Origin of the sequence: Cyanobium sp. Tous-M-B4, from assembly GCF_024345395.1 — a bacterium.
Taxonomy (GTDB): Bacteria; Cyanobacteriota; Cyanobacteriia; order PCC-6307; family Cyanobiaceae; genus Cyanobium_A.
In genome coordinates this window covers 69,399-85,701 of sequence record NZ_JAGQBA010000006.1, presented here as the reverse complement: position 1 = coordinate 85,701, position 16,303 = coordinate 69,399, and the positions used below count along the sequence as shown (strand labels likewise).

Here is a 16,303-nt window from a genome sequence, read left to right as displayed (position 1 = left end):
AATAGACGTGCAATCGGTTCAGATCGAGCGGAATTTCACCCAGTTCGTCGTCTTCGCCGAAGACGCGATCCTGACGGCACTGAACAAGATCACGGCCAACAAATGCCGGCTGATCTTTGTGGTGTCAGAAGCAGGCATTCTCCAAGGGGTGCTCAGCGATGGCGACTTCCGCCGCTGGATCGCGGCAAGCGACGTGATTGACCTGAACAGGCCGGTCACCGATGCCATGAATCCAGATTGCGTGGCAGCAGCCGAAGCCAGCGCAGCAGCCGACTTGGCGGCCCTTTTCTCCCAGAAGATCCAGGTCATCCCCCTGCTCGATGACCACGGCAGGGTGGTGGCAGTGGCCCGAGGCGGTCAGCGGCAGCTTCTGCTAGCAGGCCGACCGATCGGTGAGGGCGCCCCTTCATTTCTGATCGCGGAAATCGGCAACAACCACAACGGCAGCCTGGAGATCGCCCTACAGCTGATTGACGCAGCAGCCACTGCCGGTGCGGACTGCGCCAAGTTCCAGATGCGTGACATGAACCAGCTGTATGTCAACGCGGGCGACAGCAACGACATGGCCTCAGACCTGGGAACCCAGTACACCCTGGATCTACTGGAGCGTTTCCAGCTCAGCGACGATGACCTGTTCCGCTGCTTCGATCACACCCTGAGCCAGGGGTTGATCCCGCTCTGCACCCCTTGGGACACCACGAGCCTGGAGAAGCTCGATAGCTGGGGCATGCCGGGATACAAGGTGGCCTCGGCCGACTTCACCAACCACGATCTGCTCAGTGCCATCGCCGCCACTGGCAAGCCGTTGATTGCCTCCACCGGCATGGCCACCGAGCTCGAAATCAGTGCCGGCATTCGTCACCTGCGTCAGCAGGGAGCTGCCTTCGCGCTGCTGCACTGCAACTCGACCTATCCCACCCCTTTCAAAGATGTCAACCTGCGCTATCTGCGGCGGCTAGCGGAGCTGGCTGAGGCGCCGGTGGGGTACTCGGGCCACGAGCGGGGTTTTGCCGTACCAATCGCAGCCGTATCTCTCGGGGCGGCAGTGATCGAAAAGCACATCACCCTCGACCAAGGGATGGAGGGCAACGACCACAAAGTGAGTCTGCTGCCCGAGGAGTTCACGGCCATGGTGGCTGGGATTCGGGCGGTGGAGGAGTCGATGGGCTCGGAATCCCCCCGCAGCATCAGCCAGGGCGAGCTGATGAATCGGGAGGTACTGGCTAAGAGCCTGGTGGCTGCCTGTCCGATCGCAGCTGGTACTCCGATCAGCCGCGAGATGGTGCGGATTCAGAGTCCGGGACAGGGACTGCAGCCCTATCGGCTCAACGACCTAATAGGCCAGAGCATCAGCAGTGATAAAGCCGAGGGCGAATGCTTCTTCGAATCCGACCTGAAACGCGCGGCAGCCACCCCGAGGCCCTACAGCTTCGCTAATCCCTTTGGTGTGCCAGTGAGGTACCACGACCTCGAAGCGTTCCAAGGTGCCAGCAACCTTGACCTCGTGGAAATACATCTCAGCTACAAAGATGTGGAGGTAGATATCGACGCAGTGCTACCAAAACGGGTGCCAATGGGGTTGGTGATACACGCACCTGAGCTATTCACCGGTGACCACACCCTCGACCTTTGCAGCCAAGACGAAGACTATCGACGCCATTCAGTGACGGAACTGCAGCGGGTGCTCGACCTCTCCGCCCGGCTGAGTAAACGCTTTGAGTGCCCAGGCGAAGTATTGCTGGTGACAAATGTGGGGGGCTTCTCTGCGAACCGCCATCTCAGCAGCCAGGAAAGACTGCCGCTCCTAGACAAACTAGCGACCAGTCTGCGCGAATTGCACTGCGACGGAGTGGAGATCATTCCCCAAACCATGCCACCGTTTCCCTGGCACTTCGGCGGCCAGCGATATCACAACCTATTTGTCGATGCGGATTGCATCGAAAGCTTCTGCCGAAATCATGGTCTAAGGGTATGCCTGGATGTTTCCCATTCCAAGCTTGCCTGCAACCATCTACACCAGCCCTTCTCCAGTTTCCTAGAGCGAATTCTGCCTCTAACAGCTCACTTGCACCTAGCCGACTCCAGCGGAGTAGATGGAGAGGGCCTGCAAATAGATGAGGGTGATATCGACTGGGCAAATGTTTTTAATCTGCTGCGCCAGATGGCTCCGACAGCCTCCTTCATTCCGGAAATCTGGCAGGGACACAAAAACAATGGGGAAGGGGCTTGGCTGGCCCTAGAGAGACTGGAACAGCATCAACTAGCTGTAGGTCCCAATTTGGTAGCAGCATGACGGCCGCCAACCCTGCGATGCCGGCGGCAGTGGATGAGCACTTCATCCTTTTCCAACAATTGCCGCTGATTTATGGGCGGGTGCCCAAGGTGGCCAATTCGTCAGTTAAGGCCGCGCTTACCCGACTGCTTGATCAACCGCCAGAGGAGGGCTACCGCACCACCGCCGATGCCCTCTGGCGCAAGGGAACTCATGGCGAAACCACGATGGTCGACGCGATGGAGGCTATGCAACGACGTAGCAGCCACTTCTGCTTCAGCTTCGTGCGCAACCCCTTCGATCGCTTGGTGTCGGCCTATAACAACAAGCTGATCGAAAACGACACGTTGTCGACTGCGATGCAACGAATGGGGCTGGAGCGTCATATGCCGTTTCGACGCTTTCTGGAGGTGGTGGTCGCCACAGCAGATGCTGATTTAGACGTACACCTACTCCCCCAAAGCAGCATTCTTTGCATAGACGGTGTGCCGGTGCCTGGATTCATAGGCCAAATGGAAGCAATGGCAGACCATTGGCAGCTGCTACGCCGTCGCATGCGTCAAGCTGGTTTGCCAGCACTTGGCAAGTTACCCAGTAAAAACGTGCGCAGAGCTGGCGAGACTGACCTTACCGCCCACTTCAGCGACGAAAACCTGATCAGCCTCGCTAGAGAGCGCTACCGAGAGGACGTGGAGCTATTTTACGGCGATCACGACTTGTATAAACTTGCCCGAGGCCAGCTCAGCGTGACACCAACCCCCTTGGAACGCATCACAGCGATGCTGCCCGCCTGATCAGGCTAGGCGATTGACGTAAAATACTCACTACCAAACCCCACCCACTAAGGAGATCGTCTTGGGCCTCAACCGTCAATTGCGAAAAGTAATTGAGGCCGGATTACGGGGCGAACACGAGGCCGAAGTGCAAGCACTGGGCCGCAGATTGCCAAATTTCATCATTATTGGAGCGGCAAAATCTGCCACAACAACACTCACTTCAATACTGCCTCGCCACCCCGACTTCTTCATCAGCAAACCGAAAGAGCCAAAATTCTTTGGTCGGCGCTACGACATGGGCTGGAAATGGTATGGCCGTCTTTTTAAAGCTGGCAAGGCCTGCAAATTGCGCGGCGAAGGTAGCACCATGTACGCCAGCGCACTCAAGAGCTCTACCAACGCTCCAGCACTGATGCACCGCTATCTACCCAATCTGAAATTGGTGTATGTGGTACGCCATCCACTCGATAGAATCGTATCCCAGTGGCGCCATCGCAAGGGGCGCCAACCTGGCACCCGTGATTTCAGTGGTTTGATGAATTCTGGCCACCTGCGTCGCCTAGTGGTGGGCTGTTCTCTATATCACGAACGCCTGCAAGCCTTTCGCAAATTTTATCCTGACGACCAGATCCACTGTCTTACTTTCGAAGATCTGATCGCAGCACCTCGCCCCACACTTACAGTTCTATTGAATTTCCTGGGAGCTTCAACAGACCCCGAGCATTTAGATCTGCTGCTTGATGATGGCGAGCTACCACGGGTAAACGAAGCCGGTGACAAGGGCAGAGCCATGGTGGCGGCTCCCGCCTGGACGGACAAGCTGCGCAGCCAGGTGCTGGGGGTGGTGCGGCCCGATGCCGAACAGATGCTGGCCTACATGGACAAGCCTCTGAATACCTGGGACCTGTAGGCGATGACTATCTTTCTGCACATCGGCACGCACAAAACCGGCACCACTGCAATTCAGCGCCATCTAGGGCGCAACGCCGATTTCTATGCCACTCAAGGCCTGTGGTATCCCCGGGAGGCTGAGTTGCTCAGCGGCGGTCGGAATGCCCCAAACCACCTTAACTTTGCCCGCTCCCTCGACTGCACCAGCAAGCCGAAGCCCTACAGCGAAGCCCAACTGCAGGAGATGGCGCAAGCCCTGCGAGAACGGTCTAGGCGCTACACCCACACAATCATTAGTGCGGAAGCCTTCTGGAGAATCGGCTTTGGGCGCATCGATGGAGATGACGGTCCCGATCAGATGTGGCAAAAGAAGGCCGAAAATGTAGAGCTCATTCGCAGACTGCTCGGCAGCGAAATGGATGTGGAGGTGGTGTGCGTAATCCGCGAACGGTCTAGCTACCTGCAGAGCAGCTACAGTGAGTTCATCCTTGCCACCTTCTATCGCAAGTCGATCCAGAAGTTTCTTAAGTCTTTTCGGCACGTAGCTGAATACCAAAGGCAGTTGAAGGCCTGGCAGCAGCATTTTCCTGTGCGCACATTGAGCTACGAGAATCTGTGCGAGCAGCAGGACATCACCCAGCGCTTCCTCCACAACTTGGCCGGCTCGATCTCACCGCCTCCAGACGCGGGAGAACAGAAATCTCAGTTCAACATAGGGCACCCGATTCCCTGTGTGCTGTTCAAGCGCTATCTCAACGCCATGGAGGGCTTACCTCGCGAACAACTTATCCGGATGTACAACAAGGGGCGCCGGCGATTTGCAAAAAACAGCGATACCGGTGCCGTGGCCTCGCTGAAACAGATCAACAGCTGGCTCACTCCGAGGGAGATCCGCCGCCTGCGGCGCAGTTTTCTGGCCGACGACGACCAGATTCGTGCCAGCTTCTGCCCTGAATTCGTATCAGGCCCCACGATCAAAGACCAGGCTCACGACAGCAGCATCACCCCCCTCACCCGGGAAGCCCAGTACCTAACCCTGGGCTGGATGCTGAGCCAGAAGCAACCCACCGCCGCGTGGTTCACCCCCTCCCCCACGCCATGAGCCAGCTCCCCAGCGTCGAACTGATCACACCCTGCCGCAACCGGGTGGAGTATCTGCGCGACAGCCTGCCCTCCTGGCTGGCCTGCCCGCAGCTGCAGCAGATCATCGTGGTGGACTTCAACTCCACCACCCCGGTGATCGAGGAACTGGGTGACCTGAGCAGCGAACGGGTCACGGTGGTGCGGGTAGAAGATGAATCGCTCTGGCGCCAGGGCCGGGCCCAGAACATTGGTCTGGGGCTAGCCGAGGCCGACCTGGTGCTCAAAACCGACGCCGATGTCGCCACCGTGAACATCCGGCCCTATGTGGAGAGGATGGCCGACGAACCCGGCATCTTCTTCAAGGGATACTGCAAAATGGGAACTTCATCGGGTCTGTGCTTAGCTCCGCGCCACCTGATGAAGGCTGCCGGTGGATACCACGATCATATGTCGGGCTGGGGGGGGGATGACGTGGACTTCTACCGGCGCCTAAAGAAACGCAAGCTCAAGCCGCTGCTGTTTCAACCAGAAAGCTTCCGCGAGCAGGGCCAGAAGATGGCGGGCAAGAACTCAGAAGCCCCCAGGCTCGACAGTGAACTGATCGCCGACCCCCAGCAGCTGGCCAGGCAGCCCTTCTTCAGCGGCTTCCGCAACACTCTGCTAGCGCGCATTCAGCGCCAGAACAAACGACTGGCCCTGCGCTGGCGCTACAACCCGGTGGAAGGTAGTCCGAATCTGCTAATTGCCAGGCTGCGGGCCTCGAGCCACTGGCGCCTTCAAGTGGCTCGCCACAGCGTCGAGCTCGCAAACATCCTGGCTGTGACCCACTACCAGCAGACCGAATCGGTGTGGGAACTGATGCGCAGCAAGACTTTCGAAGACATCCTTGAACAGTATCAATTACCCCGCTGGCAAAACCGCAAGGAGAGAGAGCGCCTGCTCAGCAGCATCCCTGAACGCAAAAAACAGCTTTGCAAACTCGCGACCTCCCTGGGAGTTCCGCTTCTCAGCGAAAACAATTTCAGCCGAGCATTGAGTTAAAAGCAAAGTCTCGCTATATCCTGATCTAATTCATGATCTCCGAAGGCTTCAATGCCAATTGCTGAGGAACTAGCCCATCTCTCCAACGATCATCCCTGCCTTTGGGGAAAGATCAACATCCCGCATACGGCCTCCTGGCTAATCGAGCCTGACGCCAGGTTGGAGCCTACCCGCAATACTGGCAAGCCAACTGCACATTGGTGGGAAACCAGCAAGCAAGGAGCGCTGGACCGACAGGGCCGCCCGATCGACGCCCTTACGGATCGACGGGGCAGCCGACTGATCTATCCCTTGCCCCAACTCACTGAGGAGCATGCAGAGCATGGACAGTCGCGCAGACAGCAAGAGCTAGTCATGTATGGAGGAAGCATTTTTGAACACTTCGGACATCTTCTCCTAGATCTGACGCGCACTTACCAGCTACTTCGGCTATTCCGCAGAAGCAAAGAGCCGATCTGGTTTCACTACCCTGAATTGGTCAGAAAAAGCAACATAAATCCGAAAGAAACACAAGCGCGATATTTTGACCATCCACTGGTCGACGAGTGGCTGCGCTGCCTCGGTATTCGCAAACGGGCACGCCTGATCCGGCACAAATTAGAAAGCTCCATGCTGGTATCTTCCAGCGTGCTTTATCGCGACCGGGAATTTGTGACCACAGATTTCCCCCAAGCCGCCCGCGCCGCCCTTGCGCCCCGACTACGAAAGCGGCTCCTGCAAGAGGAGCAACTGCAAGGGCGGATCGCTTACTTCTCCCGCCACAAATTACAGCAGGGCACCACCTGCTTCGAGGGCGAACAAGAGGTAGTGGAGGCGCTCGCCAAGCTGTCCAATGTGGATGTGATCTGCCCGGAGGAACTCTCGATCCGGGAGAAGTTGAAGCTGTTCCGCCGCTATCCGCTGATCACCGGCTTCCCCCAGGCCGCCCTGCACCTCAAGTATTTCGTGCCTTTCCACCAGTCCAGCGAGCTCGCGTCCCTGTTTCTGTTCACAGCTGGGCCCCAAAGCCTGAACAGCAATTGGGTGAACCTCGACCGGGTGTTCGGATTTGGCGACCGCCTGCTCGACTGCACGCCCGCTGGTGAGCAGCTAGGTAGGGACAACGACGGCAGCTTTCAGCGCCGCAACCCGTTTGCCGTGGGGCAGGTGATCGACACCATGCGCCAACTGGCCGAGCAATGATGAGCTGCAGGGGTCCCTGCCCCACGCGCCACTGATCCCATGGCCGGTTGCATCTGGATCCTCGACGACGACGCTGACCTGGGCAGCCTGCTGCTTGAGCAGTTCGGCCAGCGGGGCTGGCAGGCTCGCCACCTGCAGCATCCGCGCGAACTCGAGCAGGCGCTGGACGAGGCGGTCCCAGACCTGCTCGTGCTCGATGAGCTACTGCCCGGCCAGCGGGGCACGGATGTGCTGCTGCGGCTGCGCCAGGGCCATGCCCAGCTGCCGGTGCTGATGCTCTCCGCTCTGGGCGCCCCCCGCGACCGGATTGCCGGACTGGAGGCCGGGGCAAATGACTACCTGGGCAAACCGTTCCTGTTTAGGGAGCTGCAGCTACGGGTGGAGCAGCTGCTCAGGGTGGGGCAGCCGTTGCCGCCAGCGGATCAGGTCTGGCAGCTGGGGGAGCTGCGCCTAGATCCCCTGCATCTCTGGCTGGGGCGGGCCGATGGCCAGGGCCAGGAGCTCTCCCGTGGCGAGGTAGCCCTGCTACAGCTGCTCTGCAGCAGGGCCGGTGAGGTGGTGAGCCGACAGGAGCTGGGCCAGGCCAGCGGCAGCCTGGTGGATGTTCAGCAGAGCCGCAGCATCGACGTGCGTCTGTCGCGACTGCGGCGGCTGCTGCTGGAGCTGCAGCCGGGGGAGCAGATGATCGAGACCGTACGCGGCCAGGGCTACCGACTAACTGCACCGGTGCGCCGGCTGCCGGCCAGAGGGAACTGAGCCGATGGCCAAGGGCAGAGCTCGCCTCACCGGCCTCGACTGGCTGCGGCTGCTGGCCAGCCTGCTGGCCGGGGGCACGGCGGGCTATTTGGGGCTGCTCCTGGCCATGCGCCTGCTGCTGGAGCCGCGCATCGTGAGCGAGAGCGCCCTGCGCTTAAGCAAGCACGTGGTGCTGGTGGAGCAAGTGTTGCAAATTCGCCTGCCGGATGGCCTGCCTGCCGGGGTAGTGATCCGCCCGGACAGCGAGCTGTCCCAGTCGCAAACAACGGTACAAAGCCGCTTCGATCGGCTGGTGCATGAGGCAATGCGCCGGGAATTCGGCCTCGAGCGCCGCATCCTGCGGGACCAGCCGCCGCTTCAGGATCCATGGGGAGGGCACTGGGTGCGGCTGAGCAGCCGGGACCCAAGCGGCCACCCCCTATGGCTTTACCAGTCGGAGCGGCTCAGCAACAGCCTCTGGTACCTGCCCCTGCTGCGAATCCTGATGATTGCGGTGGGGGGCCTGGGCGGACTGGTGCTGTTTCTGAGGGCGAATGTGGAGCAGCCGCTCTCGCTGATGTTGCAGCGCCTGAGCGAACAAGATTTAGCCGGCCCGCTGCGACTGCTGCCCGAGGAGGGAATCGCGCCGATCCGTCTACTCAGCCTCCGCATCAACCGGCTGCTTGAGCGGATCAACAACACCGCGACCGCGCGACGCCAGCTGCTGCACGGCCTCACCCACGACCTAGGCGGCCCCCATGCCCGGCTGATGCTGCGCACCGAAATCCTCTGCGAGCGGCTCGATGGCGGCAACGGGGAAGTAGCCAAAGCGATGGCTATGGATCTCGAACGACTGCGAAGCCTCACTGACCAACTGGCCCTTTTGGGAGAGCAAGAGCTGCCGGCTGAGCGGCGTCAGGCCTGCGCCCTCGACGACCTTTGCGGCCGCATCGTGGCCAGTCACCCCTCCCAGCTGATCCGCCTACGAATGCCGCGGCTGCTGGTGAAACTCGACCCCGACGGACTGGAGCGAGCCCTCAACAACCTGATCGACAACGCGCTGGAGTACGGCGCACCGCCGGTGCAACTGAGTGCAGTGCGCCAGGGCAGCCAGGTGCTTTTGCGGGTGGACGACCACGGAGCGGGTATTGCCACTGACACCTTGCTGACCATGCCCGGCCCCAGCCGCAGCAACGACCGCCAACGCCAACGCCATCGAGGGCTGGGACTAGCAATCGTGGAACGCTTCTGCCTCGATCACCAGGGAAGACTGGCCCTACTTGAGGCTCCAAGCGGAGGCTTGCGCGCGGAACTGCGCCTACCCGTGCTGCTCAGAGCCAAGGACCAGAGCTAAGTGCAAGCAATTTTGCAAAGCAAACGGTAAATTGATTTACCTTTGCCATCCTGGGGCTACCTCACCCTTCCGATGCAGTACGAACCCCTGGCCATCGCAGGCGCTTTCAAGGTCACGAGCCCGCCCATCGGCGACGAGCGTGGCTGGTTTGCAAGAGCCTTCTGCCAGAAAGAGTTGCTCGAGCATGGGGTGGATTTCCAGGTGCGACAGATCAATCGCTCCTACAACCAGCGAGCTGGCACCCTGCGGGGCTTTCACTTTCAGTTTCCGCCCTATGCAGAACACAAGTTTCTGCGGTGCGTAGGTGGAGAGTTGGTAGATGTGCTGGTGGACCTGCGCCCTGAATCACCCACTTTTCTGCAGACCGAAATGGTGGAACTGCGCGCGGAAGACCACCAAGCAGTGCTGATTCCGGAGCGCTGCTGCCATGCACTCCAGACCCTCACTGATGCCACAGAGATTCTTTATCAGGTGAGCGAGTTTTATACCCCAGAAGCAGAATTCGGCCTGCGCTGGAATGATCCCGAGCTGGCCATCAGCTGGCCTCTGGAGGTCAGTGAAATCTCGCCCAAAGATGCCTCCTGGCCGCTGCTGAACGAAAGCTTGGCCAGCATCCGCGAGCAAATGACCTTGTCAGAGGGTCTGAAAATTTGATCCTGCTCGACACGGCCCTGCGGCAGCGCGAACAGGAGGGCCGGCCCCTGCGCATCGGCGTGATCGGGGCCGGGGCGATGGCCCGGGGCGTGGTGGCCCTGATCACCAACCAGATCCCCGGCATGGAGGTGGTGGCGATCGCCAACCGCACCCTGCAGCGGGCGGCCGATGCCTACGCCTTCGCCGGCCGCGACGGAGCCGTGGCCGCCTCCGACCTGGCTGCGCTGGAACGCAGCCTGAGCGCCGGCGAACCAGCTATCACCAGCGACCCGGCGCTGCTGGTGCGCTCGGGGGCGATCGATGCCCTGATCGACATCACCGGTTCGGTGAACCACGGCGCCGCCATTGTGCTGGCGGCGATCGAGCACGGCAAACCGCTAGTGCTGATGAACGCGGAGGTGGATGCCACGATCGGGCCGATCCTGCACGAGAAGGCGCGGGCAGCGGGGGTGTTGCTCAGCTGCTGCGACGGCGACCAGCCCGGGGTACAGCTCAACCTCTGGCGCAAGGTGAAGGGCATGGGCCTGATCCCGCGAGTGCTGGGCAACATCAAGGGCCTGCAGGACGAATACCGCACCCCCACCACCCAGCAGGGGTTCGCCGAACAGTGGAACCAGGACGTGACGATGGTGACCTCGTTTGCCGACGGCTCGAAGGTGAACTTTGAGCAGTGCATCGTGGCTAACGCCACCGGCTTCACGGTGCTGCGCCGCGGCACCTCCCGGATGGAATATCGCGGTCCGGTCGAAGACCTCACCACCCACTACGACTTGGACCAGCTGCGGACGCTCGGTGGAGTAGTGGATTTCGTGGTGGGCGCTCAGCCGGCGCCGGGGGTGTTCTGCCTGGCGGAGCTGGCCGACCCGCGCCACGCGCCGATGCTGGCGGCCAAGGGCCTAGGCGATGGGCCGCTCTACTGCTTCTACGAGCCTTATCACCTCTGCCACCTGGATGCACCGATGAGCCTGGCGCGGGCGGTGCTGTTTGGCGATGCGGTGGGCCAACCGATCGGTGGGCCCGTGGTGGAGGTGGTGGCCATCGCCAAGCGCGACCTGGAGGCGGGTGAAACCCTCGACTCCTTCGGCCGCTACATGACCTACGGCCAATCCGAGCAAGCCAGTGTGGTGAGGACCGAAGGTCTGCTGCCAGAGGGTCTGGTGGAGGGCTGCCGGCTGAAGCGCCCCATCGCCAAAGACCAGCCCATCCACTGGAGCGACGTGGAGGCCCCCAGCCAGGAGCTGGCCCACCAGCTCTACGCCGAGCAGCAGCAGAGGTGGGGTAGCGTTTAGCCATACGGCTGGCCCTGGATGATTCTTGTCGACACCGCCTTGCGCCAGCGCGAAAGCGAAGGGCGCCCGGTACGGGTTGGCATGTATGGGGCCGGGGCGATGGCTCGGGGCTTTGTGGCCCAGGTGTCGGAGCTGGTGCCAGGCATGGAGGTGGTGGCGATCGCCAACCGCACTCTGCAAAAAGCAGCTGACGCCTATGGCTTTGCCGGCAGAGGCGGGGCCGTGGCGGTGAGCAACCTGGCGGAACTGGATCGGGCAATAGCGGCCGGGACGCCGGCGATCACCGACGACCCCAGCCTGCTGGCGCGCTCAGCTGGCATCGACTGTCTGATCGATATGACCGGAGCCGTGAACTTCGGCGCCGCCCGGGCCCTAGAGGCGATCGGCGAGGGCAAGCCCTTGGTGCTGATGAATGCGGAGGTGGATGCCACGGTGGGGCCGATCCTGCATGAGAAGGCACGCCGGGCGGGGGTGCTGCTCACCTGCTGCGACGGCGACCAGCCCGGCGTGGAGCTCAACCTCTGGCGCTACGTGCAGGGACTGGGGCTAACGCCACGGGTGCTGGGCAACATCAAGGGCCTGCAGGACGAGTACCGCACCCCCACCACCCAGCAAGGGTTTGCAGAGCAGTGGCACCAGGACGTAACGATGGTGACCTCGTTTGCCGATGGCTCGAAAGTGAACTTCGAGCAGGCGATCGTGGCCAATGCCACCGGCTTCACCGTGGCCCAGCGGGGCATGAGCCGGCGGGAGCACCGGGGCCACATCGACGAGCTCACCGCCGCCTACGACCTCGAGCAACTGCGGGAGCTGGGCGGCGTAGTGGATTTCGTGATCGGCGCCCGCCCCTCCCCGGGGGTGTTCTGCCTGGCGGAGATGGAGGACGAGCGCCATGCCTCCTATCTGGCGCTCTACAAGCTGGGCGACGGACCCCTCTACAGCTTTTACCAGCCTTATCACCTCTGCTATCTGGAGGCACCTATGAGCGTGGCGAGAGCGGTGCTGTTCGGCGATGCGGTGGGCCAACCCCTGGGGGCGCCGGTGGTGGAGGTGGTGGCGATCGCCAAGCGCGACCTGCTGGCGGGCGAAAGCCTCGATTCGTTTGGCCGCTATTTGACCTACGGCCAGGCGGAGAAGGCGAGCGTGGTGCGGGCCGAGGGGCTGCTGCCCGAGGGGCTAGCGGAGGGCTGCCGGCTGAAGCGTGCCATCGCCAAGGATCAGCCGATCCACTGGAGCGATGTGGAGGCCCCGAGCGAGCAGCTGGCGCACCAGCTCTACGCCGAACAGCTCAAGATGCCCCTGGCGCCGTAGCCCCTGGCGAATTAAAAGTGGCTGCGTAAGCCTCCAGATCGGCGCGGCAACAGGCGAGCGGGGAGGCGCCGGCCGCCACCTGCCGGTACCAGGCTGCGGTACGGGCCACGGTGGTGGCGAAGTCCCAGCGGGGCTGCCAGCCGAGGCGCTGGCTGGCCTTGTCGATCACTAGATGCAGCAGGCCGGCCTCATGGGGGGCACCGGGATCGCTGAGGTCGCGCCACTGGCCGCTCCAGTGCTGATGCAGGGCCTCCACCAGCTCGCCCACGGGCCGGTTGGCCTCCAGCTGGGGGCCGAAGTTCCAAGCCTCGGCATAGGCGGCGGGGTCAGCCGCCAGGGCTTCGGCGAGGCTGAGATAACCGCAAAGCGGCTCGAGCACGTGCTGCCAGGGCCTGGTGGCCCTGGGGTTGCGCAACACCAGGGGCTCGGCGGCGGCGCAGGCGCGCATGGCATCAGGCACGATCCGATCTGCCGCCCAGTCGCCGCCGCCGATCACATTGCCGGCACGGGCAGTGGCGATGGCGAGATGGGGCGTCTGGTGGGGGGCGCTGCCGCAGAAACTGGCGCGCCAGGAGGCAATAGCCAGCTCGGCAGCGGCCTTGCTGGCGCTGTAGGGGTCGTGGCCGCCGAGGCGATCGGTTTCGCGGTAGCCGTAGCACCACTCGCGGTTTTCATACACCTTGTCGGTGGTGACCATCACCACCGAGCAGGGATGATCCAGGCCGCGCAGGGCCTCGAGCACATTCAACGACCCCATCACATTGGTGGCCCAGGTGCCGAGGGGATCGAGGTAGCTGCGGCGCACCAGGGGCTGGGCCGCAAGATGCAGCACCACCTCGGGGTCGGCTGCCGCCACCAGCGCAGCCAGGGCGTCGGCGTCACGAATGTCGGCGCGGCTGTCTTGCAGCTCGCCGGGCAGAGCGGCTGCGGCCAGATCAATGGCGCCAAAGAGACTGGGGCTGGTGTCGGGGTCGAGGGCCACGCCAGTGACGCGGGCACCAAGCTTCAGAAGCCAAAGCGCCAGCCAGCTGCCCTTGAAGCCGGTGTGGCCGGTGAGCAGCACCCGCCGGCCGGCCCAGAAGGAAGGATCAGGGCTGCAACCAGGGCGGGCCATCAGCTCCAGAGCTTCCATGGGGCCTGGCCACTATCCCAGAGGTCCTCGAGACGGTTGCGCTCACGCAGGGTGTCCATCGACTGCCAGAAGCCGTGGTGGCGGTAAGCACCCAACTGGCCGCTCCTGGAGAGCTCGGCAAGCACGTCGGCTTCAAACAGACAGGCGTCGGAGTGGATTAAGTCGCAGACGCTGGGCTCAAGCACAAGGAAGCCACCATTGATCCAGGCTTGCTCACCGTCGGCCTTCTCCTGGAAGTTGGCAACGCGGTTGTCTTCTAGATGCAGGGCGCCATAACGACCGGGTGGCTGCACGGCAGTGAGGGTGGCCTGCAACCCCTGCTGACGGTGCTGGGCGATCAGGGCAGTCATGTCGACATCTGCCACCCCATCGCCGTAGGTGAAACAGAAGGGCTCGTCGTCGAGATAGGAGCGCACTCGTCCCAAGCGACCGCCGGTTTCGGTCTTGTCGCCGGTGTCAATCAGGGTGACCTTCCAGGGCTCAGTGGTGCGCTGATGCACCTCCATGTGATTGCCTACATCCATGTGAAAAGTCACATCACTGGTGTGCAGGAAATAGTTGGCAAAGTATTCCTTGATCATGTAGCCCTTGTAGCCACAGCACACGATGAAATCGTTGATGCCAAAGGAGCTATATATCTTGAGAATGTGCCAGAGAATTGGCAGGCCACCCACCTCCACCAGAGGCTTGGGGCGTACCACGGTTTCTTCGGCGAGGCGGGTGCCCCGGCCACCGGCAAGAATGACGGCTTTCATGAAAAAATAGTGCTCTTGCGATAATAACACGAACAGAGAAAACCGGTAAAAACAAAATCAGTCGACGAGCGACAGTGGATGCTGTGGCATCATCGATCAACACTAGGCAGCCGAAGCGAGTTAAACTTAGAAGTCAGGCTAACAACTGAGCAAAGCAGTACTGAATAGCTTCCGACGAATGACTGGCCCTCGAAATAAGATCCTCAAGCACAGCCAACCGCCGGCAAAGAACCTCAAGATCATCCTGCTGGGATTGAATGACAAGAGAATTCTGAATACAGCTATCTCGTAGGACGTTCAACGCCTCAAGACGCGAGCCAAGATCTTGTAGCTGCTCGGTTTGCAACTGAATCGTGAGCTGCTGCGTCTCACAGACACCTAATTTCAGAGCAAGTTCACGTAATTCGCGCTCAAAGGCTGCTTGCTCAGCTCGAGCCTTTAGGAGGGAATCCCAACTACAAGCTGTCAGATAACGATCTAGAAAGAGGCTGTCTGGCAGCCGGCAATCGAGAGAACAAGAAAGAGGATGCTCTTCGAGGGCAATATAAACAGTCGCTAGAGATGGGTGCCGCTTTAGCAATTCTAAAGCAAGGAATGCCTGCAATGGATCAGGCTGAGGAAAGACAGCAATCGCCTCCTGGCCAGGAGGGTCATAAGGCTGGATACACCATCCAACTATGGAAGGCACATGGATACATGTGAGGTTAACCAGCCGGAATGGCACCAATGAGGTGTCGAGCGAAGCAAGCAATGCAATTAACTCACAGCAAGCCATAGCAGCTTTATCGCATTCCTCCTGTAGACCCAGAACGAAAGGATCAGCATAAGGAAGGAGAAGCGGAAGTCCAGGTGAAATCTCACGAAAATATTTGACATCAAAAACCTCAAACCCTGCAGCGCTTAAACCAGATCGAAGAAGCTCGACGTCAAGACTAGGGGCCCACAGCTGAATGGCGACAGGAGAAGTCAAAGGACTCATGAGCTCACCAACCGACTCAGCAATCCGTGAAGACGCCTAAAGTCAGTAAATAAGCGCCGAAGCCATAAATGCTGAGCAGCCAGCAGGTCACGCTGTCTCTGATTAGCAAGAAAAAGAGTAAGCAGCTCCTCCTCAACCTGCTCAAGCTGCAACTTGAGCAAATGATGATCGGAGAATGGCTGCCACCAGTCGTCCAACATTGAAGTAGCCCCTAGGGATTGACTAGCTCTGAGCAAGAAGTTAGCATCAGGTGGCGCACCAAAGCGCTCAGAAATCAGGTCAAGCTGTATATAGACGTCAACGCATTCAGGGAAGTCGTTAAGAAATGAAAAGAGAACTGCAGCTGTCAACGCTGCAACAGGAGGGCGCTCGACTGGGGTAAATTGCAGCCAATCAGAAAAATAAGTAGCGTCGTATCCGTCAGGGTTAAGGGCCCAATCTTCAAGCTCTTGCAGAGAAAGCTGCGATAAGCACCAACATGAAATTAATCGATGGGAACAAGCCATTCCACCGAGTCGTTGATAGCGCTCAACAAGCTGAGAAGCAGTCACTGGAACAGGCTCACGCAAACGGAGCACCTCCAGCACACGGTCAGGGGAGTCGTAGACCAGAATGCTGCCGCTGGGGAGCGAATCCACGGGGCCGATGTGAGGCCTAAGCCCAGCAGACAATAATCTGGACTCAGCGGAGGGAGCCAGAAGAAAAGGGCAGTACCAGTTGGTAGGCACTCAATCCCAACCCATCGCTTACCTAATCTACCGGTTAACAGCGCCTCCCCTCCAAACGGCAGAATTAAAGCTCGTGACCACTTGCATACGGTTCACCCTAAGGGTATAAGAACTGGTCATG

Annotated in this window: 15 protein-coding genes; 11 read left to right on the top strand and 4 right to left on the bottom strand. The window is 60.5% G+C overall.

Features of this window, described 5'->3' with window-relative positions:
* Positions 1-7 precede the first annotated feature (7 nt).
* The 11 genes from KBY73_RS12360 to KBY73_RS12310 all read left to right on the top strand — a co-directional run bounded on the left by KBY73_RS12360 (position 8) and on the right by KBY73_RS12310 (position 12,588).
* Positions 8-2,293, top strand: a complete 2,286-nt coding sequence (locus tag KBY73_RS12360; RefSeq protein ID WP_254937393.1) for an N-acetylneuraminate synthase family protein — start codon at positions 8-10, stop codon at positions 2,291-2,293.
* Positions 2,290-3,066, top strand: a complete 777-nt coding sequence (locus KBY73_RS12355; protein ID WP_254937392.1) for a sulfotransferase family protein — start codon at positions 2,290-2,292, stop codon at positions 3,064-3,066. Before KBY73_RS12360 ends, KBY73_RS12355 begins: the two co-directional genes overlap by 4 nt.
* 61 nt (positions 3,067-3,127) lie before the next feature.
* Positions 3,128-3,958: a sulfotransferase gene (locus tag KBY73_RS12350; RefSeq protein WP_254937391.1), complete on the top strand. Its 831-nt coding sequence runs from the start codon at positions 3,128-3,130 to the stop codon at positions 3,956-3,958.
* Positions 3,959-3,961: 3 nt separating this feature from the next.
* On the top strand, positions 3,962-5,041 hold the full coding sequence (locus KBY73_RS12345; RefSeq protein ID WP_254937390.1) for a hypothetical protein: 1,080 nt from the start codon (positions 3,962-3,964) through the stop codon (positions 5,039-5,041).
* A complete protein-coding gene (locus KBY73_RS12340; protein WP_254937389.1) occupies positions 5,038-6,063 on the top strand; it encodes a glycosyltransferase family 2 protein in 1,026 nt (341 codons plus the stop codon). Before KBY73_RS12345 ends, KBY73_RS12340 begins: the two co-directional genes overlap by 4 nt.
* Positions 6,064-6,114: 51 nt before the next feature.
* Positions 6,115-7,245: a glycosyltransferase 61 family protein gene (locus KBY73_RS12335; RefSeq protein WP_315858438.1), complete on the top strand. Its 1,131-nt coding sequence runs from the start codon at positions 6,115-6,117 to the stop codon at positions 7,243-7,245.
* A 39-nt stretch (positions 7,246-7,284) separates the two neighbouring features.
* Positions 7,285-8,001, top strand: a complete 717-nt coding sequence (locus tag KBY73_RS12330; RefSeq protein WP_254937388.1) for a response regulator transcription factor — start codon at positions 7,285-7,287, stop codon at positions 7,999-8,001.
* 4 nt (positions 8,002-8,005) lie between these two features.
* A complete protein-coding gene (locus KBY73_RS12325; protein ID WP_254937387.1) occupies positions 8,006-9,334 on the top strand; it encodes a HAMP domain-containing sensor histidine kinase in 1,329 nt (442 codons plus the stop codon).
* Between the two features lie 72 nt (positions 9,335-9,406).
* Positions 9,407-9,988 carry a dTDP-4-dehydrorhamnose 3,5-epimerase family protein gene (locus tag KBY73_RS12320; protein WP_254937386.1) on the top strand — a complete coding sequence of 194 codons (582 nt, stop codon included), beginning with the start codon at positions 9,407-9,409 and terminating at the stop codon, positions 9,986-9,988.
* Positions 9,985-11,277 (top strand): NAD(P)H-dependent oxidoreductase, encoded by a 1,293-nt coding sequence (locus KBY73_RS12315; RefSeq protein ID WP_254937385.1) that lies wholly within the window; start codon positions 9,985-9,987, stop codon positions 11,275-11,277. The genes KBY73_RS12320 and KBY73_RS12315 overlap by 4 nt, the downstream gene beginning before the upstream one ends.
* A gap of 18 nt (positions 11,278-11,295) precedes the next feature.
* Positions 11,296-12,588: an NAD(P)H-dependent oxidoreductase gene (locus tag KBY73_RS12310; protein ID WP_254937384.1), complete on the top strand. Its 1,293-nt coding sequence runs from the start codon at positions 11,296-11,298 to the stop codon at positions 12,586-12,588.
* Here the strand turns inward: KBY73_RS12310 and rfbG are convergent.
* The 4 genes from rfbG to KBY73_RS12290 form a co-directional block, all read right to left on the bottom strand.
* Positions 12,566-13,720 carry a CDP-glucose 4,6-dehydratase gene (gene rfbG, locus KBY73_RS12305; RefSeq protein ID WP_254937383.1) on the bottom strand — a complete coding sequence of 385 codons (1,155 nt, stop codon included), beginning with the start codon at positions 13,718-13,720 and terminating at the stop codon, positions 12,566-12,568. The genes KBY73_RS12310 and rfbG overlap by 23 nt on opposite strands.
* Positions 13,702-14,475 carry a glucose-1-phosphate cytidylyltransferase gene (gene rfbF / locus KBY73_RS12300; protein WP_254937382.1) on the bottom strand — a complete coding sequence of 258 codons (774 nt, stop codon included), beginning with the start codon at positions 14,473-14,475 and terminating at the stop codon, positions 13,702-13,704. The genes rfbG and rfbF overlap by 19 nt, the downstream gene beginning before the upstream one ends.
* A 133-nt stretch (positions 14,476-14,608) precedes the next feature.
* Positions 14,609-15,454, bottom strand: coding sequence for a hypothetical protein (locus tag KBY73_RS12295; protein WP_254937381.1), 846 nt, complete (start codon positions 15,452-15,454; stop codon positions 14,609-14,611).
* Positions 15,451-16,092 (bottom strand): hypothetical protein, encoded by a 642-nt coding sequence (locus KBY73_RS12290; RefSeq protein ID WP_254937380.1) that lies wholly within the window; start codon positions 16,090-16,092, stop codon positions 15,451-15,453. Before KBY73_RS12290 ends, KBY73_RS12295 begins: the two co-directional genes overlap by 4 nt.
* Positions 16,093-16,303 lie beyond the last annotated feature (211 nt).

Excerpts from the sequence above, each read along its gene's own strand:
- KBY73_RS12335 (WP_315858438.1), top strand. The coding sequence starts at position 6,115 with ATGCCAATTGCTGAGGAACTAGCCCATCTCTCCAACGATCATCCCTGC.
- KBY73_RS12320 (WP_254937386.1), top strand. The coding sequence starts at position 9,407 with ATGCAGTACGAACCCCTGGCCATCGCAGGCGCTTTCAAGGTCACGAGC.
- KBY73_RS12325 (WP_254937387.1), top strand. The coding sequence starts at position 8,006 with ATGGCCAAGGGCAGAGCTCGCCTCACCGGCCTCGACTGGCTGCGGCTG.
- rfbF (WP_254937382.1), bottom strand. The coding sequence starts at position 14,475 with ATGAAAGCCGTCATTCTTGCCGGTGGCCGGGGCACCCGCCTCGCCGAA.
- rfbG (WP_254937383.1), bottom strand. The coding sequence starts at position 13,720 with ATGGAAGCTCTGGAGCTGATGGCCCGCCCTGGTTGCAGCCCTGATCCT.
- KBY73_RS12345 (WP_254937390.1), top strand. The coding sequence starts at position 3,962 with ATGACTATCTTTCTGCACATCGGCACGCACAAAACCGGCACCACTGCA.
- KBY73_RS12330 (WP_254937388.1), top strand. The coding sequence starts at position 7,285 with ATGGCCGGTTGCATCTGGATCCTCGACGACGACGCTGACCTGGGCAGC.
- KBY73_RS12310 (WP_254937384.1), top strand. The coding sequence starts at position 11,296 with ATGATTCTTGTCGACACCGCCTTGCGCCAGCGCGAAAGCGAAGGGCGC.
- KBY73_RS12355 (WP_254937392.1), top strand. The coding sequence starts at position 2,290 with ATGACGGCCGCCAACCCTGCGATGCCGGCGGCAGTGGATGAGCACTTC.
- KBY73_RS12295 (WP_254937381.1), bottom strand. The coding sequence starts at position 15,454 with ATGAGTCCTTTGACTTCTCCTGTCGCCATTCAGCTGTGGGCCCCTAGT.
- KBY73_RS12340 (WP_254937389.1), top strand. The coding sequence starts at position 5,038 with ATGAGCCAGCTCCCCAGCGTCGAACTGATCACACCCTGCCGCAACCGG.